The sequence below is a fragment of the Sneathiella litorea genome, assembly GCF_009882915.1.
GTDB classification, from domain to species: Bacteria; Pseudomonadota; Alphaproteobacteria; order Sneathiellales; family Sneathiellaceae; genus Sneathiella; species Sneathiella litorea.
Map to the genome: position 1 here is coordinate 950,034 of NZ_WTUW01000002.1, position 22,703 is coordinate 972,736.

19 protein-coding genes and 1 tRNA gene are annotated in these 22,703 nt (G+C 54.9%); 4 read left to right on the plus strand and 16 right to left on the minus strand.

What is annotated here, in order from left to right:
* Positions 1-31: 31 nt before the first annotated feature.
* The 4 genes from GQE98_RS10945 to GQE98_RS10960 are packed head-to-tail and all read right to left on the minus strand — an operon-like array spanning position 32 to position 5,389.
* Positions 32-937 (minus strand): hydroxymethylglutaryl-CoA lyase, encoded by a 906-nt coding sequence (locus GQE98_RS10945; RefSeq protein ID WP_161315674.1) that lies wholly within the window; start codon positions 935-937, stop codon positions 32-34.
* On the minus strand, positions 934-2,955 hold the full coding sequence (locus tag GQE98_RS10950; RefSeq protein ID WP_161315675.1) for an acetyl-CoA carboxylase biotin carboxylase subunit: 2,022 nt from the start codon (positions 2,953-2,955) through the stop codon (positions 934-936). Before GQE98_RS10950 ends, GQE98_RS10945 begins: the two co-directional genes overlap by 4 nt.
* A 22-nt stretch (positions 2,956-2,977) precedes the next feature.
* Positions 2,978-3,772, minus strand: coding sequence for an enoyl-CoA hydratase-related protein (locus GQE98_RS10955; protein ID WP_161315676.1), 795 nt, complete (start codon positions 3,770-3,772; stop codon positions 2,978-2,980).
* Between the two features lie 9 nt (positions 3,773-3,781).
* Complete coding sequence (locus GQE98_RS10960) at positions 3,782-5,389, minus strand: carboxyl transferase domain-containing protein (protein ID WP_161315677.1); 1,608 nt, start codon at positions 5,387-5,389, stop codon at positions 3,782-3,784.
* 104 nt (positions 5,390-5,493) lie between these two features.
* Between GQE98_RS10960 and GQE98_RS10965 the strand changes: the two genes are divergently transcribed.
* Positions 5,494-6,276, plus strand: coding sequence for an SDR family NAD(P)-dependent oxidoreductase (locus tag GQE98_RS10965; RefSeq protein WP_161315678.1), 783 nt, complete (start codon positions 5,494-5,496; stop codon positions 6,274-6,276).
* A gap of 68 nt (positions 6,277-6,344) precedes the next feature.
* Here the strand turns inward: GQE98_RS10965 and GQE98_RS10970 are convergent, their stop codons facing one another.
* The 4 genes from GQE98_RS10970 to GQE98_RS10985 are packed head-to-tail and all read right to left on the minus strand — an operon-like array spanning position 6,345 to position 10,533.
* The gene (locus GQE98_RS10970) at positions 6,345-6,950 is read right to left on the minus strand and encodes a 2-hydroxychromene-2-carboxylate isomerase (RefSeq protein ID WP_161315679.1); all 606 of its coding nucleotides are present in this window, start codon (positions 6,948-6,950) and stop codon (positions 6,345-6,347) included.
* Between the two features lie 12 nt (positions 6,951-6,962).
* On the minus strand, positions 6,963-8,099 hold the full coding sequence (locus GQE98_RS10975; protein WP_161315680.1) for an acyl-CoA dehydrogenase family protein: 1,137 nt from the start codon (positions 8,097-8,099) through the stop codon (positions 6,963-6,965).
* A gap of 32 nt (positions 8,100-8,131) precedes the next feature.
* Entirely contained in the window at positions 8,132-9,319 is a 1,188-nt protein-coding gene (locus tag GQE98_RS10980; protein ID WP_161315681.1) for an acetyl-CoA C-acyltransferase, read from the minus strand.
* Positions 9,320-9,360: 41 nt separating this feature from the next.
* Positions 9,361-10,533, minus strand: coding sequence for an isovaleryl-CoA dehydrogenase (locus GQE98_RS10985; protein WP_161315682.1), 1,173 nt, complete (start codon positions 10,531-10,533; stop codon positions 9,361-9,363).
* A 253-nt stretch (positions 10,534-10,786) separates the two neighbouring features.
* On the opposite strand from GQE98_RS10985, the gene GQE98_RS10990 reads away from it, so the two are divergent.
* Positions 10,787-11,686, plus strand: coding sequence for a LysR family transcriptional regulator (locus GQE98_RS10990; protein ID WP_161315683.1), 900 nt, complete (start codon positions 10,787-10,789; stop codon positions 11,684-11,686).
* A 7-nt stretch (positions 11,687-11,693) separates the two neighbouring features.
* Here GQE98_RS10990 and mgtE read toward each other — a convergent pair whose 3' ends face one another.
* The 4 genes from mgtE to GQE98_RS11010 form a co-directional block, all read right to left on the minus strand.
* Entirely contained in the window at positions 11,694-13,097 is a 1,404-nt protein-coding gene (mgtE, locus tag GQE98_RS10995; RefSeq protein WP_161315684.1) for a magnesium transporter, read from the minus strand.
* A gap of 2 nt (positions 13,098-13,099) precedes the next feature.
* Positions 13,100-15,427 carry an NADP-dependent malic enzyme gene (locus tag GQE98_RS11000; RefSeq protein WP_161315685.1) on the minus strand — a complete coding sequence of 776 codons (2,328 nt, stop codon included), beginning with the start codon at positions 15,425-15,427 and terminating at the stop codon, positions 13,100-13,102.
* A 204-nt stretch (positions 15,428-15,631) separates the two neighbouring features.
* Positions 15,632-15,718: transfer RNA gene (locus GQE98_RS11005), tRNA-Leu, on the minus strand.
* Positions 15,719-15,784: 66 nt separating this feature from the next.
* The gene (locus GQE98_RS11010) at positions 15,785-16,039 is read right to left on the minus strand and encodes a FliM/FliN family flagellar motor switch protein (protein ID WP_161315686.1); all 255 of its coding nucleotides are present in this window, start codon (positions 16,037-16,039) and stop codon (positions 15,785-15,787) included.
* A 121-nt stretch (positions 16,040-16,160) separates the two neighbouring features.
* On the opposite strand from GQE98_RS11010, the gene lipB reads away from it, so the two are divergent.
* Together lipB and GQE98_RS11020 are read left to right on the plus strand one after the other, a co-directional pair.
* Positions 16,161-16,817, plus strand: coding sequence for a lipoyl(octanoyl) transferase LipB (lipB, locus tag GQE98_RS11015; protein WP_161315687.1), 657 nt, complete (start codon positions 16,161-16,163; stop codon positions 16,815-16,817).
* A gap of 90 nt (positions 16,818-16,907) precedes the next feature.
* Complete coding sequence (locus GQE98_RS11020; protein ID WP_161315688.1) at positions 16,908-17,708, plus strand: adenylate/guanylate cyclase domain-containing protein; 801 nt, start codon at positions 16,908-16,910, stop codon at positions 17,706-17,708.
* Here GQE98_RS11020 and GQE98_RS11025 read toward each other — a convergent pair.
* The 4 genes from GQE98_RS11025 to GQE98_RS11040 all read right to left on the minus strand — a co-directional run bounded on the left by GQE98_RS11025 (position 17,689) and on the right by GQE98_RS11040 (position 22,691).
* Entirely contained in the window at positions 17,689-19,656 is a 1,968-nt protein-coding gene (locus tag GQE98_RS11025) for an acetyl-CoA carboxylase biotin carboxylase subunit (RefSeq protein ID WP_161315689.1), read from the minus strand. The genes GQE98_RS11020 and GQE98_RS11025 overlap by 20 nt on opposite strands.
* A gap of 24 nt (positions 19,657-19,680) precedes the next feature.
* A complete protein-coding gene (locus tag GQE98_RS11030) occupies positions 19,681-21,213 on the minus strand; it encodes an acyl-CoA carboxylase subunit beta (RefSeq protein ID WP_161315690.1) in 1,533 nt (510 codons plus the stop codon).
* Between the two features lie 9 nt (positions 21,214-21,222).
* On the minus strand, positions 21,223-21,924 hold the full coding sequence (locus GQE98_RS11035; protein WP_161315691.1) for an ATP12 family chaperone protein: 702 nt from the start codon (positions 21,922-21,924) through the stop codon (positions 21,223-21,225).
* 95 nt (positions 21,925-22,019) lie between these two features.
* The gene (locus GQE98_RS11040; RefSeq protein WP_161315692.1) at positions 22,020-22,691 is read right to left on the minus strand and encodes an HAD-IA family hydrolase; all 672 of its coding nucleotides are present in this window, start codon (positions 22,689-22,691) and stop codon (positions 22,020-22,022) included.
* Positions 22,692-22,703 lie beyond the last annotated feature (12 nt).

The window sequence follows — 22,703 nt, forward strand, 5'->3', positions numbered from 1 at the left end:
GAAAGGGCCCCGCTTGTCCAGAAATCGCCGTTTAATTGAGTTTGTTCTTAAGGGCCCGCGCAACACTGGAAACCGGCGGACGTCCCAGAAAATTGGAGATAAACCAGGCTGTCTTGACGAGTTTTTTAAGATCGATCCCGCTCTCGACCCCCATTCCGTCAAGCATATAGACAACGTCTTCCGTGGCTACATTGCCCGTAGCGCCTGGCGCATAGGGACAACCGCCCAGTCCAGCAACGGAACTATCAAACCGCGAGATCCCCATTTCGAGTGCCGCAAGATAATTCGCGAGCGCCTGACCATAGGTGTCGTGAAAATGCACACCAATGACCTCCAGGGGGATAACATTCGCCACGGCCTCGATCACCTTTTTAGTCCGAATCGGTGTCCCGACCCCGATGGTATCGGCAATGGAGACCTCATAGGCGCCCATATCATAAAGCTTTTTGGACACATCCGCGACCACATCCACCGCCACATCTCCCTCAAACGGACAACCAAGCGCGCAGGAAATACTCGCCCGATATGGAATACCAGCCGCTTTGGCCGCTTCCGTCACCGGCTCAAATCGTTCCAGACTTTCGGCGATGGTACAATTGATGTTTTTCTGGTTAAAAGCCTCAGACGCCGCACTGAAAATCTCAATTTCATCAGCCTTGGCGGCAATGGCGCCCTCATACCCCTTCATATTCGGAGTCAGAACGGCATAAGTGACATTCTCTTGGCGGGAGAGCTTCGCCATCACATCCGTTGTGTCCGCCATCTGCGGCACCCATTTCGGGGAGACAAAACTGCCGGTCTCAATGGCGGTGATACCTGCATCGACCAGCCGCTCGATCAACTCGACCTTGATATCCGCCGGCACCATCTGCTTTTCATTTTGCAGGCCATCCCGCGCACCGACTTCAAAAATACGCACCTTGGAGGGAAGCGTCATGATGTTTCCTCACTTTCAAGGCGGACAAGCACTGTGCCATCATCCACCTGGTCTCCGACCTCAAAAAAGATATCTTCAATTGTGCCGTCTCGGGGGGCCGTCAATGTATGCTCCATTTTCATGGCTTCCAGGACAACCAGCGGATCGCCCTTGTTAACGGTCGCGCCAGATTCGATAAAAATCTGTATTAGCTTGCCGGGCATCGGCGCCGTAATGGCGCCCACCCCAGCCTCACCTCCCACATCATCGAAATCATTGGTGATCTGCATCAGCTCAACCTGCCGACCCGTTGTCATGACGATGATCTTGTCGCCCTGGGTGACCGCGGCGGCCGACAGCTTGTGTCCGGCGATATCCGCGAGAATACCGCCATCCGCTGTGCGCTCGGCCTGTACGGGGAGCACGCCCGTCGGCAGGTCGATCTGATAGCCGCCATTTTCATAGACAATATGGATGGTGACTTCCATATCGTTAATCTCGAATTTGAAATCGTCATGCCCCGTATCATTCGGGCGCCATGCGGTGAGATCATCCCAAGGAGAATATGGATCATTAGTTGCCGACCGCATTTCCTTGTGGGCTTTCTCCCGCTCCAGCAGAAGATGTGAGACCGCAATCGCCATATCGTCATCCGTCGGCGTCAGCGGTGCCGGCACCAGATCATCCTTGAAACGATCGATGAAACCGGTATCCAGATCCTTTGCCGCAAAAGACGGATGATCAGCGATATTGCCGAGGAACGCGAGGTTCGTCGCCACGCCTGCCACCTGATACTCATCAAGGGCGGCACTCAGCTTCTGAAGGGCCATCTCGCGGGTTTCATCCCAGACAATCAGCTTGGCAATCATCGGATCATAAAACGGCGTTACCGTGTCGCCCTCTCGCACGCCGGTATCTATCCGCACGCCGTCTGATTCCCGCGGCGGCCGCAAACGGAGCAATTGACCTGTCGCGGGCAGAAAGTCATTTGCCGGATCTTCAGCATAGAGCCGCACCTCGAACGCATGGCCGGAGATGGAGAGGTCTTCCTGCGCACAAGGGAGTTCACCCCCCGCAGCAACCTTCAACTGCCATTCCACCAGATCCTGCCCGGTGATCATCTCCGTGACCGGGTGTTCCACTTGAAGGCGGGTGTTCATCTCCATGAAATAAAAGGCATCTTCCTTTAGCCCATCTGACACGTCCGCGATAAATTCGATCGTGCCGGCACCGACATAACCGATGGCCTTAGCTGCCGCCACCGCTGCTGCACCCATGGCCTCTCGCATCGTCTCAGGCATATCCGGCGCCGGCGCTTCCTCGATCACCTTCTGGTGCCGCCGCTGCAGGGAGCAATCGCGCTCGAACAGATGCACGGCATTACCGTGGGAATCAGCGAAAACCTGAATTTCGATATGGCGTGGCTTGGTCAGAAATTTCTCGATCAGAACGCGACTATCCCCAAAGGCCGACTGCCCCTCCCTCTGGGCGGAGGCAAGCGCCGCCGGAAATTCCTTTGGTGAACTCACGCTCCGCATGCCCTTGCCGCCGCCGCCCGCGACCGCCTTGATCAGGACGGGATAGCCAATTTTCTCCGCTTCCGCCGCGAGCATATCGGGGTCCTGGCCTTCTCCATGGTAGCCCGGAACGACGGGTACGCCAGCCTTGACCATCAGGGCCTTCGCGGCATCCTTCAGACCCATGGCACGGATTGCATCGGCAGGCGGCCCAATAAAGACAATACCGGCGTCTGCACATTTCTCCGCAAATCCCGCATTTTCGGACAGGAACCCATAGCCGGGATGGATCGCCTCGGCTCCGGTCCTCTGCGCGACCTCGAGAAGGGTATCCCCCTTCAGGTAACTCTCGGAGACTTCCGCCGGGCCGATCAGGACGGCTTCATCCGCCATCTCGACATGGCGGGCATTGGCGTCCGCCTCGGAATAAACGGCGACGGTGCGGACGCCGAGCTTCGCTGCCGTGGCCATAACCCGACAGGCAATCTCTCCGCGATTTGCTATGAGTATTTTTTTAAACACCGGTTAATAATCCTGTTATAGGTTAAATTATATGCCAGTTGGGCTTGCGCTTTTCAAGGAAGGCCTCGACGCCTTCCTTCCCCTCATCAGTTGCCCTTCGGGAGGCGATGAGTTCCGCTGTTTCCTCGATCACTTCCTGCTCGATCGGGCGGTCCGCAACCGTGTAGATCAGGTCCTTTGAATCGGCCATGGCGCCCGGGGCATTCTTCATGATCAGATCAAGCAGTCGGTCCCGCGCCTCGGCCAAATGATGCACATCTTCAACCACCTCATGCAGCAGGCCGAGACGATGAGCTTCGGCCGCATCGAATACTTCCGCAGTCAGGAAATACCGGCGGCAGGCGCGAATGCCGATGGCTTCCACCACATAGGGAGAAATCATCGCCGGCAACAGGCCAAGCTTCACTTCGGACAGACAGAATTTAGCTGCCTTGACACCGATGGCGATATCGCAGGCCGCAACCAGCCCAAGGCCCCCGCCATAAGCCGCGCCCTGCACCAGCGCGATAGTCGGCTTCGGAATGGCATGGAGGTTCTTCAGCATCCGGCCAAGCGCGCGGCTATCCTCCAGATTGTCCTCCTCGGTGAAATGGGCGGCGCGCTTCATCCAGTTCAGATCCGCGCCCGCACAGAAGCTTTTGCCCGCGGCTGCGACGACAACGGCGCGCACCCCATCCTGATGCCCCACATCCTCGAACATGTCACCGAGACGCTCGATCAGTTCCTCATCGAAGGCGTTATGCAGATCCGGCCGGTTAAGGGTGATGGTCGCAATCCCGTCAGTGGAAAAGTGCAGTACAGCTGATTCTTCACTCATAAAAGTCTCCTACATTCTGAACAGGCCGAACTTCGTCGGCTCAATGGACGCGTTAAGGGCGGCGGAAATGCCAAGACCCAGTACCATCCGGCTATCTGCCGGGTCGACAATACCATCGTCCCATATTCGGGCGCTCGCGAAATAGGGATGGCCTTCCTCTTCATATTGCGCCTCGATTGGCGCTTTAAAGGCGGTTTCCTCCTCCGCACTCCAGCTTTCACCGCGCGCTTCCATGCCGTCGCGTTTGACGGTGGCCAGCACAGCCGCAGCCTGCTGCCCGCCCATGACGGAGATGCGCGCATTCGGCCACATCCAGAGAAGCCGCGGACTATAGGCGCGGCCACACATGCCATAGTTACCCGCCCCGAAGGATCCGCCAAAAATCATGGTGAATTTCGGCACCTTTGCTGTGGCGACCGCCGTCACCAGCTTGGCCCCATCCTTGGCTATGCCTCCGGATTCGTATTTTTGCCCGACCATAAATCCAGTAATATTCTGCAGGAAAACGAGCGGGATATTCCGCTGACAGCAGAGCTCAATAAAATGCGCTCCTTTGATAGCGGATTCCGAGAAGAGGATTCCATTGTTTGCCACAATACCAACGGGATAGCCATGGATATGGGCAAAACCGGTAACGAGGGTCGTTCCGTAGTTCTTCTTGAATTCCTCAAATTCGGAGCCGTCGACAACACGCGCGATAATTTCCCGCACATCAAAGGGCGTGCGCATATCCTTCGGGATAAGGCCGTAAATTTCCTTTGGATCATATAGCGGCGGCTTAGGATTGCGGACCTCAAGCGGCATTAGTTTCGGACGATTAAATCCCGCCACGCAGCTTCGGGCAATCTGCAGCGCATGCAGATCATTCTCCGCCATGTGATCGGTGACGCCGGAAATGCGGGAATGAACCTCCGCTCCGCCCAAATCCTCCGCCGAGACAACTTCGCCTGTTGCCGCCTTCACCAGCGGCGGACCGGCAAGGAAGATGGTGCCCTGATTGCGCACGATAATACTTTCATCGCACATCGCCGGAACGTATGCGCCCCCTGCCGTGCAGGAGCCCATGACCACTGCAATCTGCGGAATGCCAAGCGCGGACATATTGGCCTGATTATAGAAGATCCGGCCAAAATGCTCACGGTCGGGGAACACGTCCTGCTGATTGGGAAGGTTCGCCCCGCCAGAATCGACGAGATAAATGCAGGGCAGATTATTCTGAAGCGCCACTTCCTGCGCGCGCAGATGTTTTTTCACAGTAAGCGGATAATAGGTGCCGCCCTTGACCGTCGCATCATTGCACACGATGACGCATTCGCGCCCCTCGATGCGGCCAATGCCGGTGATCACACTGGCGGAGTGGATGTCCCCACCATACATGTCCCAGGCGGCCATCTGGCTGAACTCAAGAAAGGGGGATCCGGGATCAAGAAGTTTGCGCACCCGCTCCCGCGGGAGGAGTTTGCCACGGGAGAGATGCTTTTCGCGCGCCCGCTCTCCGCCCCCCTGCTTGATGGTGGCAACTTTTTCCTTCAGATCCTCGACCAACCCCGCCAAATGCGCAGCATTGGCCTTGAAGTCGTCACTTCGGGTATTAAGGCTGCTTTTCAATACAGTCATTTATTTCATTTTCCCTTTCAGCACGCGAGAATCGATTGCTTGGCGAAAGTCGCCCTATGTGTTACGGATTCGGCTCTACACAAGAAACAATAAAGGAGCCATGAATGGCCTATAATCCATTTGACCTGACCGGGAAGGTTGCCCTGATCACAGGCGGGAACGGCGGCATCGGCCTTGGCATGGCGGACGCCATTGCACAAGCGGGTGGCGATGTCTGTATCTGGGGTACGAACGAAACCAAAAACGCGGCGGCCATTGAACAGTTGAAGGCCCACGGAACGCGCGTTTCCTCTATCATCTGCAATGTTGCGAGTGAAGCAGAGGTTAAAGACTGCTTTGCCGAGACGCTGTCGCAATTTGGTCGCGTCGATGGCTGCTTCGCGAATGCGGGCGTCAGCTCGGGCAAGAAATCCTTTCTTGATATTGACGATCAGGAATGGCATCGCATTCTCAACATCAATCTTGATGGCGCCTTTTACACACTTCAGGCCGCGACGAGACATATGGTGGAGCGCGCCGAGAACGGCGATCCCGGCGGACGTCTTGTTGGCACGGCCAGTCTCGCCGCCATTTCCGGCGCCGCACGGAATGAGCATTATGCCGCGACCAAGGGCGGCGTGATTTCCATGATCCGGGCGCTGGCTGTGGAATTTGCCGGCAAGGGCATTACCGCTAACGCGATCCTGCCCGGCTGGATTGAGACCGCGATGACGGAAAATGCCATTGCCTGGCAGAAATTCTCCGATGCTGTGAAGCCGCGCATCCCGGCCAAACGTTGGGGCCAGCCCGAGGATTTCGGCGGTATGGCCGTTTATCTGATGTCGGACGCCAGCGCCTATCACACGGGCGATACCATGTTGATCGACGGCGGCTACTTCCTCTTCTAGGTCGCGCGCATATTCCGGTTCCGCATTAGCGGGACCGGATAGCTGGCAGTTTCGCACGCGCAAAACCATTACCAACCCCCTCTCGTCAGCCATTCATCGAGCTGACCCACGCGATCCGCCCCCCAGAAGCGCTCTCCCTCAACAATGAAAAACGGTGCGCCAAATACTTTCCTGTTAAAAACGATATCCTCAACCGAGGCCTTGAACGCCGCCTTGATTTCTGCATCCTGAACAGCTGTTTTGAAGGCATCGCGGTCAACACCGACTTCGCCCGCGATATCGGCCACGATCTCAATATCGGAGATATCCTTTCCCGAGACAAAATAGGCGGCGAAAACTTTCTTCGCGAAAGTGACGGCTTTTTCCGGATCCTCGCGCGATATCCATAGGAACCCACGGGACGCACCCAAGGTCACCTTCGGAAAATCCGTCGGCATGGCGAAGGGAATTTTGTGATAACGGGCGGTGCGTTCAAAATCCATCCGTGAATAGTCCCCTTTCAGGGGATACTGCGTCAACGGAAAGGATTTTTCCCCCTGCATGGCGACACCCAGCATAAAGGGATGCCAATTGATCTTGCGGCCGTGTTTTGCTGCAACCGGTTCAATAAGATAGCTACCGAGATAGGCATAAGGAGAGGAGAAATCGAAATAAAAATCAATATCTTCTGACATTTTCCTAATCCTTTATCCTGCTGCCAGGTTACGGGCTATAACCAGCTTCTGGATATCAGAAGTGCCTTCATAAATCTGGCAGACCCGGACGTCCCGATAGATTTTTTCAACCGGGTAATCAGCAATATAGCCATTGCCGCCGAGGGTCTGGATCGCGGCAGAACAGACTTCTTCCGCCATTTCGGACGCAAAGAGTTTCGCCATACTCGCTTCCGTCAGGCAGGGTTGACCCGCATCCTTCAGGCTGGCCGCATGCAACACCATCTGCCGCGCAACTTCCAGCTTGGTTGCCATGTCCGCAAGGCGGAATCCAACCGCCTGATGATCGATAATTGTCTGGCCGAACGCCTTCCGTTCCTTTGCATAGGTCAGCGCATGTGCAAACGCTGCACCCGCCATCCCAACGCTTTGTGCGGCAATACCAATCCGCCCGGTCTCCAGATTGGCGAGCGCGATCCGGTACCCTGCCCCTTCCGGTCCCAGCATATTGGCCGCCGGAATATGAACGTCATCGAACGCGATCTGGCAGGTGTCGGAGGCTTTCTGGCCCAGCTTTTTCTCGACCGAGACGACGCGATAGCCCTCGCTGATCGTCGGGACAATGAAACAGCTGATCCCTTTCTTGCCAGCATCCGGGTCCGTCACCGCAAAGACCAGCGCAATCCCGCCGATCTTGCCCGATGTAATAAACTGCTTTGTGCCGGAGATGACATAGTGATCCCCTTCCTTTCGCGCCCGGGTTTTCAGCGCGGACGCATCGGAACCAGCCTGCGGTTCGGTCAGGCAAAAAGCGCCAATCTCCTCCCCCTTGGCAAGCGGGGTCAGGAAAGCCTGCTTCTGCGCCTCGGTCCCTTCCTTGAGAAGGGCCGCACAGCAGGGAGAATTATTAACGCTCATCACCGTGGAGACGGCGCCGTCACCGCCCGCAATTTCCATCAGCGCAAGGGCGTAGGAGACATAATCAGCCTCCGCCCCGCCATGTATCTCGGGCACTGTCATGCCCATCAGGCCAAGTGTGCCCATCTCGCCAAGAACGCTGCGCGGGATGGCCGCCTCTTCTTCCCACTGGACGGAGTAAGGAGCCAGACGATTTTGCGCAAAGTCGCGCGCCATGTCACGGATCATGGTCTGCTCTTCTGTTAAAATCATCCCGCTCCCTCCGTTTTTCGTTGTTTCAGCGCTTAGTTGACGAGTTCCAGCGCCATTGCCGTTGCTTCACCACCACCAATGCAGAGGGAGGCAACGCCGCGTGTCTTCCCATATTTCTGCAACGCAGAGAGAAGTGTCACAACGATCCGCGCACCGGATGCGCCAACCGGATGGCCAAGCGCACAGGCACCGCCATGGACATTGACCTTCTCATGATCGAGGCCGAGGTCCTTCATTGCCGCCATGGTGACAACGGCAAAAGCCTCGTTAATCTCGAACAGGTCAACATCGTCCTTGGTCCAGCCAACCTTGTCCATCACCTTCTGGATCGCATCGATCGGCGCCAGGGTGAATTCAGACGGTTTGCGGGCATGGGTGGAATGGGCGAGGAATTTCGCGATTGGCTTCAGGCCGCGCCGCTTCGCCTCGCTCTCCTTCATCAGGACCAGCGCCGCACCACCATCGGAAATGGAGGAACTGTTTGCCGCAGTGACCGTGCCATCTTTCGCAAAGGCAGGCTTCAAGGACGGAATTTTATCCGGACGGCCTTTTAGTGGCTGCTCATCCTTATCGATGGTCACCTCGCCCTTGCGGGTCTTGAATGTAACCGGGGTAATTTCCGCCTCAAAGGTACCGTCTTCCGTTGCCTGTTTCGCCCGCCGCAAGGATTCAATTGCGTAAGAATCCTGCGCTTCCCTCGTGAACTGATAAAGACCCGCGGTTTCTTCCGCGAAGTTACCCATCAAGCGTCCTTCCTCATAGGCATCTTCCAGCCCGTCGAGGAACATGTGGTCCTTTACCTCACCATGACCAAGCCGCAGCCCGGTGCGCATCTTCGGCAGGATATAAGGTGCATTCGTCATGCTCTCGAACCCGCCTGCGACGACGACATCGTTGCTGCCGGCCTTGAGGGCATCATAGCCATACATTGCCGCGCGCATGCCCGAGCCGCACATCTTGTTCACGGTCGTGCAGCCGACGCTGTCGGGGATACCCGCGCCAAAAGACGCCTGACGTGCCGGTGCCTGACCCAGGCCTGCCGGCAATACGCAGCCCATGATCACCTCATCAATATCCGTTCCGGTGACCCCGGCTCTGTCCATCGCCGCCTTGATCGCCACTGCGCCCAATGTCGGGGCCTTGACGTCAGAAAGGTCGCCCTGAAATCCGCCCATTGGCGTCCGTGCCATACCAACGATGACAATTGGATCTTCACTCATTTTCTACTCCTTATTATTAGTCGAGGATTTATTTCCTGACATCAGGTTGTCTCGTTAAACAGTTCGCGCCCGATCAACATACGCCGAACTTCACTCGTGCCTGCGCCAATTTCATACAGCTTGGCATCGCGCAAAAGCCGCCCGGTTGGATATTCGTTTATATAGCCGTTGCCGCCCAGCGCCTGAATCGCCTCCAGCGCCATCCAGGTAGCTTTCTCTGCCGCATAGAGAATAACCCCGGCGGCATCCTTGCGTGTCGTCTCCCCGCGATCACAGGCATTTGCCACGGCGTAGACATACGCCTTGCACGCATTCATGGTCGAATACATGTCGGCAACCTTGCCCTGCATCAGCTGGAACGTCCCGATGGGCTGTCCGAATTGTTCCCGATCATGGATATAGGGGATTACTGCATCCATACAGGCCTGCATGATGCCAAGCGGACCGGCGGAGAGAACAACCCGTTCATAGTCGAGCCCGCTCATCAGTACGCGCACGCCTTCATTAAGGGGCCCGAGAATATTCTCTTCCGGCACTTCGCAATCCTCAAAGACGAGTTCGCAGGTGTTGGAACCGCGCATGCCGAGCTTGTCGAGCTTTTGCGCCGTCGAGAAACCCGGAAACCCTTTTTCAATCAGGAAGGCCGTAATTCCGCGCGGGCCACCATCCGGGATCGTTTTTGCATAAACCACCAGAACATCCGCATCCGGACCGTTGGTAATCCAGAATTTATTACCATTCAGGATGTAACGGTCCCCTTTCTTGTCCGCACGAAGCCGCATGGAGACAACGTCTGAACCTGCTCCCGGCTCACTCATGGCGAGCGCCCCAACATACTCCCCGCTTATCAGCTTGGGCAGATACCGGGTCTTCTGCGCCTCAGTTCCGTTGCGCGATATCTGGTTGACACACAAGTTCGAATGCGCGCCATAGGATAGCCCTACTGAGGCCGATGCCCGACTGATCTCCTCGACGGCGATGCAATGTTCCAGATATCCCAATCCAGCACCGCCATAGGCTTCATCCACAGTAATCCCGAGCAACCCGAGATCTCCCATTTTCCGCCACATATCCATGGGAAATTCATTGGTCGCATCGATTTCTGCCGCTCTCGGCGCCAATTCTTCGGCAGCGAACCCGGAGACTGTATCGCGGATCATATCCGCGGTTTCACCAAGGCCGAAATTGAGACCGGGAAAATGAATTGCAGCCATCTTCTTTTTCCTTTTCTTCGCAACAAGGACAAGTACTCACGCCCCATAACATAGCGCGCCAGCTCGTCTTGAATTACTGTTTTAACGCTCTTTCATACAATCGGGATTTGTCCGTATATTCCCAAACTTCTGCTATTTAGGCGCGGCAGTGCAACACTCCGCACGCAGAATTTTTATTACCGAAGAGTATAGTCACGATGTCATCATAGATAAAATCATTTCTTTCGATCATAACTATTGATATCATCAATGAATGGATATTTACCAGCTCCGCTACTTCCTGGCGATCGTCGAAACCAACAACTTCTCCCGTGCCGCGGAAAGGGCATTTGTCAGTCAGCCGACTTTGTCCACAGGCATCAAGAAGCTAGAGACAGAGCTCGGCACGCCCCTCTTCAACCGTGACGCACGCAAGATTTCACTGACGGAGGCCGGGCGTCGCTTCCTGCCGCATGCCCGTACAATCATTTATGAATGTAACGCAGCAAAGTCAGATGTTACCCGGAAGAGTCCGGTCAAGCGGTTACAACTCGGCCTGTTAAGAAGTGCGCCAACACTGCGGGTTGCCGCTTTGCTGAATGACTTTGGCAAGGCACATGCGGATATTCAGATATCTATCAAGGAAGGCACAGCCTCCCAGTTGCAGGGATGGCTTAATGAAGGGCGGATCGACCTTGCCCTTTCCATCCCACCAGAAGAAACAAGCGATATCCAGTTTATACGCCTCTATACCTGGAAATACACGCTCGCCGTTCCCACCAACCACTCTTTTGCCAATCGGAATGCGATTCCCCTTAAGGAACTCGATGGCCTTTATTTCGTGCATCGATCCCATTGCGAGGCGGCAACCGACCTTACCCGGGCGTTCGCCAGCGCTGGCGTCAATCCGCACATTGTTTTCAGGACGGACCAGGACGAAAAAGCTCTGGCTTTTATCAGCACGGGTTTGGGGATCTGTATGGTCCCGGATATCCTGACGAGTCCCGGCATCACAAAGGTTTCTGTAGAAGGGATCAACATAGACCGCTCAATCGGGCTTAGCTGGCCCAAGAATAAAGAGACTGATTTAATCCGTTCATTTCAAATGTTCGCGACCAGCCATGACTGGCAGCCGGACCGACTCATCGGAAAAAATCTCGATTGGGCGCGATAAGCAACTGCTAGAGCAAAACAATCGTCGCGAGGCCAAGAAAAGCAACAAAACCGACAATATCTGTTACCGTTGTCACGAATACACTTGAAGCTATGGCGGGGTCTATCTTCATCCGATCCAGGGTAACCGGCACAATCATGCCCGCAACAGCCGCGACAATGATATTTACGATCATTGCAAGGGCAATGATCAAGCCAATATTTAAACTGGAAAACCAAAGCCAGGCAACAATGCCGATCAGAACAGCAAAAATACTACCATTCAAGAACGCCACCATGGTTTCCTTGCTCAATATTCGGAGCATGTTGCCCGCCGTTAACTCCTTGGTTGCAAGGGCCCGCACCGCAACAGTCAGGGTTTGCGTCCCTGCGTTCCCGCCCATGCTGGCGACAATTGGCATCAGGACAGCAAGGGCAATAATCGCCTCCATCGTCGCATCGAAGAGGCCAATCGCGACAGAGGCCGCAATTGCCGTCAGCAAATTAACAAACAGCCATAGAAACCGGGCCCGTGTGGTCGACATGACACTGCCGAACAGGTCATCCTCGGAAACACCACCAAGACGCAGGATATCCTCTTCCGCCTCTTCACTGATAACGTCGACGATATCGTCAACCGTGATCACACCGATTAATGCGCCGTCTTCATTAACGACCGCAGCGGAAGCAAGTCGGTATTGCTGGAAAAGATAGGCGACTTCTTCCTGATCCATATCGACAGGAATTAATTTCTGTTCCGTATCCATGATATCGCGGACTAGCACCTGGCGCTTGCTGCGCATCGCCCGATTAAGGGAGAGAGTTCCGATCGGGTGGTGACGCGGATCAACAACGAAGATTTCGTAGAACTCATCCGGCAGATCATCGGTATCGCGCATATAGTCGATAGTCTGGCCAATATCCCAATATTCCGGCACCGCAATCAAATTGCGCTGCATCAGGCGGCCGGCACTATCCTCACCGTAAGACAGGCCTTCCTGGAGTACAACGCGTTCATCTGCCGGAATTTCTTTCAGAACCTCGCGCTGCTCGTCTTCCTCGAAGCTTTCAAGAACGTCAACGGCGTCATCAAGTTCCAGTTCATTCAAGAACGCGGCAATCTCCGCCGGCTCCATATCGTCGACCAGATGTTCACGGACATTTTCGTCCAGGTCTGAATAGACGTCCGGATCGACGCGCTCTCCCATGATTTGCAGAAAGGGCAAACGCAGTTTTGGCTTCAACTGCTCGATCAGGTCCGCCATATCCGCGGAATGCCAATCTGCCAGCCTTTCGTAAATGAGCGCGGCGTCTTCGCGTTCAATGGCCTCCTGGATCTCCTGGACGATTTCATCGTTCAGGCCATAAAACCGGGTACCGCTGTCCTCCCCTACGGCAGCATCTTCCTCTCTATGTTCCTGCGCATCGTTCATGGTCACCCTTCATCTATTAAACGTTCTCTTCTCGCGATCGGCCCTGGCATCATCTTGCCAGCCTTGTGATCCTGCGCATCGACAGCGGCAATGGCCGTCATATTAACAAGTCCCCGCACCGTTATAGACGCCGCAGTAACATGCACAGATTTCGACATTCCAATAAGGATCGGGCCAACGGCAATTCCCTGCCCGATGCTTTTCGCAAGATTATAGCTGATGTTTGCCGCATCCAGGTTGGGCATAATCAGCAAATTAGCCGACCCCTGAAGCCGGGAGTTGGGAAAAATCGCCTCCCGGATTGAGGGAATGAGGGCCGTATCCGCCTTCATCTCCCCCTCAATTTCGAGTTCTGGCGCCAGTTTCTCAATAATCTTCAAAGCTTTACGTGCATGGCGGGCCGAGGGCATGTCCGTTGAACCGAAGTTGGAATAGGACAAGAGAGCTGCCTTGGGTTCAATTCCGAACCGCCGCACCTCGTCCGCCGAGAGGATTGCCAGTTCCGCCAGTTCCTCTGGCGTCTGCTCATGACTGATCTGGGTATCTGTGAAAAAGAGCGTACGGTCAGGCATGATTAGCAGATGCAGCGCGGAGGCATCACGTACCCCATCACGAAAAGGAATAATGTCGGACACCCTGCGGTAATGCTGCTCATACTTGCCGTAGGTGCCGCAGATCATGGCATCTGAATGTCCAAGATGGACCATCATTGCACCGATGATGGTGGTGTTTGTGCGAATGCGGGCTTTAGCAGTCTCGACATCAACGCCATACCGCTCTCTCAGCTTGTGGTAGGCTTGCCAGTACTCGCGGTAGCGCGGATCATCTTCCGGATCAACAATCTCGAAATCAACTCCGGGCTTGATGCGAAGGCCGAGCTTCTCAAGCCGGTAGTCAATTACCTTACGGCGTCCAATTAAAATCGGAGACGCCAGCCCCTCATCGACAACCGTCTGCACGGCCTGCAGGACGCGCTCGTCCTCCCCTTCCGAATAGGCGACGCGCATCATTTCCTGGCGCGCGCGATCAAACAGTGGCTTCATGACAAAGCCCGTACGATAAACAAAATGCGAGAGATGCTGGTGGTACTTCTCCAAATCCTCCATAGGGCGAGTGGCCACGCCGCTTTCCATTGCCGCCTTGGCGACCGCAAAGGATACTTCCAGGTAAAGGCGGGGATCGAAAGGTGTCGGGATCAGGTAGTCAGGACCGAAACATGCCTGCGTTCCCCCATATGCCTTGGAAACGATGTCGGATTGTTCCGCCATGGCGAGATCTGCAATGGCCTTGACCGCCGCAATTTTCATCTCCTCATTGATTTCCGTTGCACCCACATCGAGGGCGCCCCGAAAAAGATAAGGAAAACACACAACGTTATTAACCTGGTTCGGATAGTCCGAGCGACCGGTGGCAATAATGGCATCCGGGCGGACGGCCTTGGCATCTTCGGGCAGGATTTCCGGCGTAGGGTTGGCAAGCGCAAGAATGATTGGCTTGTCCGCCATCGTCGCCACCATTTCAGGCTTCAGCGCACCCGGACCGGAACAACCAAGGAAAATATCTGCGCCATGCATGGCATCGGCCAGTGTACGCTTGTTCGTATCCACCGCAAAGACAGATTTATACGGATCCATCTCGACTGTGCGTCCCTCATAAACGACGCCATGAATATCACAGACAGTAATATTCTCCAGAGGCAGGCCCAGACTGACAAGTAGGTTAAGACAGGCAAGCGCCGCCGCCCCTGCTCCGCAGGCCGTCAGCTTGACCTCTGCGATATCCTTCTCCACAACGCGCAGGGCATTGTATACGGCAGCGGCGACACAGATCGCTGTGCCATGCTGGTCATCATGAAAGACGGGGATATTCATGCGCTCCCGGCAAAGCTTTTCGACCACAAAGCATTCCGGCGCCTTTATATCCTCAAGATTAATGCCGCCGAAGGTTGGCTCCATGGCAACAATAATGTCAACGAGCTTTTCAGGGTCCAACTCCGCGAGTTCGATGTCAAACACATCGATACCGGCAAATTTCTTGAACAGGACCGCCTTCCCCTCCATCACCGGCTTGGAGGCAAGCGGGCCGATTGCCCCAAGCCCAAGAACGGCCGTGCCATTGGTTACGACACCGACAAGATTGCCGCGTGCAGTTAATTCGGCGGCCTGTACGGGGTCATCAGCAATTGCGAGACAAGGATGCGCGACGCCCGGTGAATAAGCGAGAGCAAGATCAGTCTGGGTATCCATTGGCTTGGTTGGCATAACGGTCAGTTTTCCCGGTCTTGGTAGCCGGTGATAGTCCATTGCCTTCTTAGAAATATCTTTCGCCATACTTTCCTGTTCTCCCGAATAAACCGATGTTTGCGTTTAACCGATAGGAATATCCAACGCCACCACAAATACTTTAGTGGCGTCAATATTTTAAGGAAACACGCGAACATCCCTTTACCACGCTATCATAACGCAGTTGGGGAAAGTTTCATGAAAATGTTGTGGAAATTTTCTCAAGCCCCAAAAAAACAGGGGAGAGATAAATGGTGCGGTCGAGAAGACTCGAACTTCCACCCGTGTTACCGGACAGCGACCTCAACGCTGCGCGTCTACCAATTCCGCCACGACCGCACAATGGAGGAGGGAAATAGCAAATGTTTTCCCCCTTAGCAACAACTGAATTGAAAATTCGATGAATTAAAATTCCGGAAGATTTTTCTTGATGCTATCCGTGATCGAAATACCGATATTATCGTCGACAATTATAATGCCGCCATAAGCGATCGGTTTGTTGTTAGCAAGGACAACAGCGTCGTCGTCAGCGCCGGCATCAAGCTCGATTACGGCGCCGCGCCCCATTTTCAGGAGCTGATGAACTGGCATGACGGCTTTTCCCAGAACAACTGAGATTTCCACATCTACGCCTTCTATCGCTTTGTCTTCGTCGCTCATGCCCTTACGTTCCTTTAATCCGAAGTGATGCCATTATCATTGATCAGGGTTAACAGGATATTAAGATTGCGCGAAGCACGGGAAATATTGCTGTTTTTCCGGAAACTGCTATATAGCCATCATGCAGGAAATCGAATGGAAAATCTCGGACGACCCGATCCCCTATGAGAAGGCACTTGCCGCGATGGAGGCACGGGTTGCCGCCATTCGGGATGGGACAGCACGGGAGCTTGTCTGGCTGCTGGAGCACCCTCCCCTATACACCGCAGGCACCAGCGCAAACATCGCCGATCTGAAAGAGCCGAACCGATTCCCGGTTCATAACGCCGGCCGCGGGGGACAATACACCTATCATGGCCCCGGACAGCGTATCGCCTATGTTATGCTGGATCTTAAAAAGCGCAATGCGGATATCCGCGCCTATGTGCAGGATCTAGAAGACTGGGTAATCGATGTGCTCTCGCAATATCAGATCAAGGGCGAGAAACGCTGCGAGCGGGTCGGCGTCTGGGTCGACCGGGGATTTCGCGAAGACAAGATCGCCGCCATCGGGGTCAGGGTGCGCCGCTGGGTGAGTTTTCACGGCATCTCAATCAACGTTGACCCCGACCTCAGCCATTATGAGGGGATTGTCCCCTGCGGTATTGCCGAGCACGGGGTAACCTCCCTCGTCGATCTAGGGATACCAGTAAGCATGCCGGAGTTTGATATGGAGCTGAAGGCCGCCTTCAAGCGCGTGTTTCTGAAAGACGGAGCGCTCGGTTCTTTATCAAGTTAAATGCCGGCCGCTCAGGCGGTTCTTGGAATGCCCCTCGTGACTTAATTAGTTTTTTCTGATATACTGATTGCGTCAGCAAGGCGCACCGAAATGTCAGATGACCTGCAAATCGACCTGCAAACCGAAAGATGGCGGAAAGTACTGTGCGACGGACATCTTGGGAAGAAATACTGGAACCGGGCCATGAGGCTCCTTCCCGGCCCACCGCGCTGCAAGGGATGCAACAATCCGTTTGGTGGAGTCGGCGGCTTCTTTTGCCGAACCATCGGTCTGTCCCCTTCGAAAAAGAACCCCCGTCTTTGCAGCCTGTGCTGTGAAAAAATGCCGCCAGGTGGCGCGGAGGTCGAGACCGCCATTCTGTTTGCCGATGTCCGCGGCTCAACCGAACTTGCCGAACGGCTCGGTCCGGAGAAATTTGCGAATACTTTAAATCGTTTCTACAACACCGCGACTGAGATTCTTATCCGCCGTGATGCAACGGTCGACAAGCTGATCGGCGATGAAGTCATGGCCTTTTTCGTGCCGGGCTTTGCCGGCCCGGATTTCAGGAAAGTGGCAATTGACTCCGCGATATCATTGCTGCGCGCCCTTGGTAATGGCTCAAAGGATGGCCCGTGGCTTCCCGTTGGCATCGGGATAGACTCCGGAACCGCCTATGTCGGGAATGTCGGCAATGAAGAGTTTGTAGATTTCACCGCCCTTGGCGATCCTGTCAACACGGCCGCACGAATTCAGGCCGCAGCAGGCCCCGGACAGCTTCTTGTCAGCACAAGAACGCTATCCGGAATTGCCGGTGATTATTCGGGCGCGAAGCCCATTTCCCTGACCGTCAAAGGAAAGAAGGATACGGTGGAGGTCTATGCCATCCCCATCACTCAAATTCCAGGATAACGTCGTCCACCGCCAGAACATCCCCTGCCCCTGCCTTCACGGCCGAGACAACGCCGTCCTGTTCGGCACGAAGGATATTCTCCATCTTCATGGCCTCGACCACAGCGAGCGCCTGACCGGCCTTCACTTCATCGCCTTCATTGACATTGACGGAGACAACCATCCCCGGCATCGGGCAGAGAAGGAATTTCGACATATCCGGCGCGACCTTGATCGGCATAATCTCCGCGAGCGATGCCGCGTTTGGCGTCTGCACAGCCAGATTAACTTCCGCCCCGCCATGGGTAAGACGGACGCCCCCCCGGAATAACGCCAGCTGAGCAATCATCTTGAGGCCATTGACCTTGGCCTTAACGCGGCGTTTGCCCGGCACCCATTTTGAGCGTACGGCGATAACGCGATCACCAATATGGACATCGATACCACCTTTTGCATCCTCAACGGAAATCTCGACCGACTTCTCCTTACCCTCACTGACGACCCATTTTTCAGCAGTCTTCGCGACCACATCCTTCAGCGACCGGCTGACGGACCGCAGATGAACAAGGGCTGCAACGGCGACAAGCTTCTCATAGGTTTCATCGCTCAGCGGCGCACCATGGAAACCTTCCGGATATTCCTCGGCAATAAAACCGGTGGTAAGGTTGCCCGCCTTGAAGCGTGGATGGTTGCAAACCGCATTCAGGAAGTTGATGTTGTGGGCAATACCGCTCACCTCATAAGCATCGAGTGCGCGGCCCATCTCCTCAATCGCCTCATCACGATCCTTGCCGTAGGTAACAAGCTTGGCAATCATCGGGTCGTAGAACATGGTAATTTCGGAGCCTTCCGTGACCCCGGTATCTACCCGGACGTTGTCCCCTTTCGGCACCTTGTAGCGGCTCAGGCGGCCAATGGAGGGCAGGAAGCCCCGGTAAGGGTCTTCGGCATAGAGTCGGCTTTCCAGCGCCCAGCCAGTGAGCTTGATGTCCTTCTGTGTCATGGCAAGCTTCTCGCCATAGGCAACGCGGATCATCTGCTCGACAAGGTCGATTCCGGTGATCAACTCCGTCACCGGATGCTCCACCTGCAGACGGGTATTCATTTCAAGGAAATAGAAGCTCTTGTCACTGCCAACAATGAACTCGACCGTGCCGGCGGAGTGATAGTCGACGACCTTTGCCAACGCGACCGCCTGTTCGCCCATCGCTTTACGAAGCTTTTCGTCAACGAAGGGGCTCGGTGCCTCCTCAATTACCTTCTGGTGCCGTCGCTGGACTGAACATTCACGCTCCCCCAGATAAAGGCAACTGCCATGCTTGTCGGCCAGCACCTGAATCTCGATATGGCGCGGATCGACAACGAACTTCTCGATGAAAATGCGGTCATCGCCAAAGCTGCTGATCGCTTCATTCTTGGCGGACTGAAAGCCTTCACGCGCCTCCGCGTCATCATGGGCAATGCGCATGCCCTTCCCACCGCCACCGGCGGAGGCCTTGATCATGACAGGGTAGCCAATTTCCTTCGAAATCTTGACGGCATGATCCGCATCCTCGATCAGGTCCATATGACCCGGTACCGTGTTCACACCAGCCTCAAGCGCCAGTTTTTTAGAAGCAATCTTATCGCCCATAGAGGCAATTGCTTTTTTGCCAGGGCCGATAAACGCAATTCCCGCCGCATCCAGAGCATCGGCAAATGCCTGGTTCTCAGACAAGAAGCCATAACCCGGATGCACGGCCTCCGCGCCGGTTTCCTTACAGGCATTAATGATCTTCTCGATGACGAGATAACTCTCGGCGGCGGCTGCCGGGCCAATATGAACGGCCTCATCGGCCATCTGCATATGCACTGCACCATCATCCGCATCGGAATAGACGGCAACGGTTTTAATGCCCATAGCGCGAGCGGAGCGGATAACACGACAGGCGATTTCGCCACGGTTGGCTATCAGGATCTTTTTAAACATTTTTCTTTCCCTCTACCTTCGACCCTATAGCGGAATATTGCCGTGTTTTTTCCACGGATTTTCCAGTTGTTTGTTCTTCAGCATGCGCAGCGATGTAGCGACACGGTGCCGGGTGTTGTTAGGCATGATCACATCATCGATAAAGCCGCGATGACCGGCGACGAACGGATTGGCGAAGCGGGCCTGATATTCATCGGTACGCTTCTGGATTTTCTCCTCATCCCCAATTTCAGAACGGAAGATGATCTCCACCGCGCCTTTCGAGCCCATCACGGCGATTTCCGCCGACGGCCAGGCATAATTGACATCCCCGCGCAAGTGTTTGGACGCCATCACATCATACGCTCCGCCATAGGCTTTTCGCGTAATCACGGTGACTTTCGGTACCGTTGCCTCCGCATAGGCATAGAGCAGCTTCGCGCCATGCTTGATGATACCGCCATATTCCTGCGACGTGCCGGGCAGGAAGCCGGGAACATCGACAAGGGTCACGATCGGGATATTGAAGCAGTCACAAAAACGCACAAACCGCGCCGCCTTCTTCGAGCTGTCGATATCCAGACAGCCAGCCAGAACCATCGGCTGGTTTGCAACGATACCAACGGTCTGCCCCTCCATCCGGCCAAAACCGGTGATGATGTTCTTCGCGAAGTTTGGTTGGATTTCGAAAAAGTCTCCCTCATCGACCAGCTTCTCCACAAGCTCCATCATGTCATAGGGCTTGTTCGGATTGGCGGGGACCAGCGTATTGAGCGATTTTTCCTTGCGATCCGGATCATCGAAGCTGTCCCGGACAGGCGAGGATTCCAGGTTGCTGGAGGGGAGGAAATCGACGAGGCGGCGAACTTCCGTCAGGACTTCCATGTCGTTATCATAGGCGTTGTCCGCAACGGATGACTTGCTGGTATGCGTACCCGCGCCGCCGAGTTCCTCTGCCGTCACTGTCTCGTTGGTGACGGTCTTCACCACATCCGGGCCCGTCACGAACATGTAAGAGCTGTCGCGGACCATGAAGATAAAGTCTGTCATCGCCGGGGAATACACTGCACCGCCCGCACAAGGACCCATAATAACAGAAATTTGCGGCACAACACCGGAGGCCATTACATTGCGCTGGAACACCTCGGCATAGCCCGCAAGGCTGTCTATACCTTCCTGAATGCGCGCGCCGCCAGAATCATTGAGTCCGATAACCGGGGCGCCAACCTGAACGGCCTTGTCCATGATCTTGCAGATTTTCTTGGCATGATATTCGGAGAGGGAACCGCCAAAGACTGTAAAGTCCTGACTGAACACAAACACCAGCTTGCCGTTGATCGTCCCATGGCCGGTGATGACGCCATCACCAATGATCGTTTCCTCCTCCATGCCGAAATCGACGCAGCGATGCTCGACGAACATGTCCCATTCCTCGAACGAGCCCTCATCAAGGAGCAGGCTGATCCGTTCACGCGCGGTGAGCTTTCCCTTGCTGTGTTGCGAGTCGATCCGCTTCTGACCGCCGCCGAGCCGCGCTCTGGCCCGCTTCTCTTCAAGCTGTTGAATGATGTCCTGCATGTCCACTCCTCAGGTAATAATGCCGCTTAATTGTAGAAAGCGCACGCTCGCGGCTAGGCTTTCCTTATTTTTATTTCGTCGGTTAACAGCTTCCGCATCCGCTCCCCAGAACTCCATCACATGGGTTTCGTCAAGCTCACTGATCTCGAAGGCTTCCTCTGCCGTGATATGTCCATCCAGCACTGCCAGCGCAATCACCAGAGAGCCACACAAAGAAGTTATATTATGAAGTGGGGCAAGCGTCATATCATTTTGTGCCGCGACGACACCCCGCATCCGCGCCAGATCGTCCTCCGGCTGCTGTATATGCATGATGCCGTGGCAGGTTTTCAATGAAACGTTATGGCGTGCCTTGACCCAGTCCAGCATCGGATCCCAGGCCGCTTTTTGCCGTTCCACCAGACTTTGCGGGTATGTTGCACGATAACAGACGAGGTCAGTGCCGCCAAAGTTCGAGATTTCCTCGATCACTTTTTCGCGCTGCGTCATGACTCGGTCAATGGCCGTTGCGGCCGCCTGCATAAGAGGCATGGATGAAGGATCGATTTCCGCTTCCTGAGCGTCCCACTCTTCAGCAATGGCGTTCGCAAGCGCGTAGGTCGGCAAGCGCAAAGGCGCTTTCGCTGGTGTCTTGATCACCCGCCCATCGAGCAGAACGGAATAGGCTCCGCCCTCTTCTTCTGCCGTTACTTTTTTGTAAAAGCGTTTCATTCCCGTCCGTATTCGCGCCGTCAACCTAACAGTCGTTTGGTTTATAGAGATTACGCGAGAAAAAGCAAGATCAGACTTGTCTTTTTAGGGTTATGCTAGTCCGCCTCGATGATTCCCACTAAATCCTCAAATCGGTTGATCAGCTTTTCCGCCCCGCTCTCCAGCAGATCGGAGTCATCATGATAACCCCATGTCACACCGATCCCCCGGCATCCGGCATTTTTCGCGAGCATCATATCGAAGCTGGTATCCCCAATCATGAATGTACGCTCGGGCAAGGTTCCTGCTGCCAGCATTGCCTTTTCCAGCATTTGCGGATGCGGTTTGCCGGGATTGTGATCCGGGGTTTGCAATGAACCAAAATATCCATGCAAGCTATGCTTTTCGATCACTATATTGACGCCACGCAGGGATTTTCCAGTTGCCATTGCCATGGCGATATTCCGGCCCGCGAAATGGTCGAGAACCTCCCGCACACCGTCGAATAATGGTTCGTGATAATCCGCCTGAAGCCGCCGATGAAAAAAGGCCTGTTTGTAGCCGCTGACAATCTGTTCAAGTATTGGGTCATCCAGCGGTTCCGCGGCAAGTGACCTTACTGCCGCATCCGGGTTTAGGCCGATGGACCGGCGAATGGCAAGATCTGTCGGGGCAGGAAGCCCCGCATCTTCAAACGCCAACCTCATACAGGCAAGGACATTATGCGCGCTGTCGACCAGCGTACCATCGCAATCAAAGACCACGAGAATATCAGACGTGTCTGTCATTCAAACCTACTA

Excerpts from the sequence above, each read along its gene's own strand:
- GQE98_RS10945 (WP_161315674.1), bottom strand. The coding sequence starts at position 937 with ATGACGCTTCCCTCCAAGGTGCGTATTTTTGAAGTCGGTGCGCGGGAT.
- GQE98_RS10955 (WP_161315676.1), bottom strand. The coding sequence starts at position 3,772 with ATGAGTGAAGAATCAGCTGTACTGCACTTTTCCACTGACGGGATTGCG.
- GQE98_RS10960 (WP_161315677.1), bottom strand. The coding sequence starts at position 5,389 with ATGACTGTATTGAAAAGCAGCCTTAATACCCGAAGTGACGACTTCAAG.
- GQE98_RS10965 (WP_161315678.1), top strand. The coding sequence starts at position 5,494 with ATGGCCTATAATCCATTTGACCTGACCGGGAAGGTTGCCCTGATCACA.
- GQE98_RS10970 (WP_161315679.1), bottom strand. The coding sequence starts at position 6,950 with ATGTCAGAAGATATTGATTTTTATTTCGATTTCTCCTCTCCTTATGCC.
- GQE98_RS10975 (WP_161315680.1), bottom strand. The coding sequence starts at position 8,099 with ATGATTTTAACAGAAGAGCAGACCATGATCCGTGACATGGCGCGCGAC.
- GQE98_RS10980 (WP_161315681.1), bottom strand. The coding sequence starts at position 9,319 with ATGAGTGAAGATCCAATTGTCATCGTTGGTATGGCACGGACGCCAATG.
- GQE98_RS10985 (WP_161315682.1), bottom strand. The coding sequence starts at position 10,533 with ATGGCTGCAATTCATTTTCCCGGTCTCAATTTCGGCCTTGGTGAAACC.
- GQE98_RS10990 (WP_161315683.1), top strand. The coding sequence starts at position 10,787 with ATGGATATTTACCAGCTCCGCTACTTCCTGGCGATCGTCGAAACCAAC.
- mgtE (WP_161315684.1), bottom strand. The coding sequence starts at position 13,097 with ATGAACGATGCGCAGGAACATAGAGAGGAAGATGCTGCCGTAGGGGAG.
- GQE98_RS11000 (WP_161315685.1), bottom strand. The coding sequence starts at position 15,427 with ATGGCGAAAGATATTTCTAAGAAGGCAATGGACTATCACCGGCTACCA.
- GQE98_RS11010 (WP_161315686.1), bottom strand. The coding sequence starts at position 16,039 with ATGAGCGACGAAGACAAAGCGATAGAAGGCGTAGATGTGGAAATCTCA.
- lipB (WP_161315687.1), top strand. The coding sequence starts at position 16,161 with ATGCAGGAAATCGAATGGAAAATCTCGGACGACCCGATCCCCTATGAG.
- GQE98_RS11020 (WP_161315688.1), top strand. The coding sequence starts at position 16,908 with ATGTCAGATGACCTGCAAATCGACCTGCAAACCGAAAGATGGCGGAAA.
- GQE98_RS11025 (WP_161315689.1), bottom strand. The coding sequence starts at position 19,656 with ATGTTTAAAAAGATCCTGATAGCCAACCGTGGCGAAATCGCCTGTCGT.
- GQE98_RS11030 (WP_161315690.1), bottom strand. The coding sequence starts at position 21,213 with ATGCAGGACATCATTCAACAGCTTGAAGAGAAGCGGGCCAGAGCGCGG.
- GQE98_RS11035 (WP_161315691.1), bottom strand. The coding sequence starts at position 21,924 with ATGAAACGCTTTTACAAAAAAGTAACGGCAGAAGAAGAGGGCGGAGCC.
- GQE98_RS11040 (WP_161315692.1), bottom strand. The coding sequence starts at position 22,691 with ATGACAGACACGTCTGATATTCTCGTGGTCTTTGATTGCGATGGTACG.